The organism is Rhizobium sp. PEPV16, from assembly GCF_008919455.1.
GTDB classification, from domain to species: Bacteria; Pseudomonadota; Alphaproteobacteria; order Rhizobiales; family Rhizobiaceae; genus Rhizobium; species Rhizobium leguminosarum_Q.
The window spans coordinates 1-267 of record NZ_VSZV01000042.1 but is presented as its reverse complement, the minus strand read 5'-3'; the positions used below and the strand labels follow the sequence as shown (position 1 = coordinate 267).

Here is a 267-nt window from a genome sequence, read left to right as displayed (position 1 = left end):
TCCAGCAGGTCAAGCGCCAGGATCGCGCCACGAAGCTCCTGACCTACCTCGCCGATGTCACCGTCAATGGCCATCCCGAGGCCAAGGACAGGCCGAGGCCGCTGGAAAATGCGGCCGAGCCGGTGGTTCCCTACGCCAACGGCAACGCGATCAAGGATGGTACGAAGCAGCTCCTCGACACGCTCGGCCCGAAGAAATTCGGCGAATGGATGCGCAACGAGAAGCGCGTGCTTTTGACCGACACGACGATGCGCGACGGCCACCAGT

At 63.3% G+C, this 267-nt stretch carries 1 protein-coding gene; it reads left to right on the top strand.

Annotation, left to right across the window (positions count from 1 at the left end):
- A partial coding sequence (locus FY112_RS00310) for a hypothetical protein (protein ID WP_151517348.1) occupies positions 1-267 on the top strand: 267 nt, incomplete at both ends.